This window comes from Weissella sp. DD23 (genome assembly GCF_001579105.1).
Classification (GTDB): domain Bacteria; phylum Bacillota; class Bacilli; order Lactobacillales; family Lactobacillaceae; genus Weissella; species Weissella cibaria.
In genome coordinates, this window is the sequence record NZ_KQ970473.1 from 1 (window position 1) to 434 (window position 434).

Here is a 434-nt window from a genome sequence, read left to right on the forward strand (position 1 = left end):
AGATGGCGGTGCTTTTGCTAGCTATGGTATAGTAAATAAGGATTAAATGAGATGAGGATGACGACATGATCGAAGAACAATTTGAGCAGGCAGTTGCGCAGTTGAACGAGTCACTGAACTTGGCAAAGGTCGACAATATTCTGAAGCAGGTGTTGATGGCGGGGATGAAGCGTGGCTACATTGACGCACATTTGGCAGTGTTTGCGGAAGTTGAGAATATCAATCCCGAAGAACAAACGGCTGAATGGGTCGACCGCGCTGAAAAGTTTGCGACGGATAACTTTGTGACGTTAGAAAAGGTTGCCCAAAAGAATGCTTCTGATTTGTATGCGCAAATTAAGAGTATGTTGTCAGAAGAATATCACGAGATTACGCACCACAACCATGACAAGATTGGTCAGGCGAATGTGGTCATGCCATACTTTAACGGTTGG

The 434-nt window shown here is 44.7% G+C and carries 1 pseudogene; it reads left to right on the forward strand.

Features of this window, described 5'->3' with window-relative positions:
* Window positions 1-65 precede the first annotated feature (65 nt).
* A pseudogene (locus tag WEIDD23_RS12315) lies at window positions 66-434 on the forward strand (hypothetical protein); the annotation flags it as partial.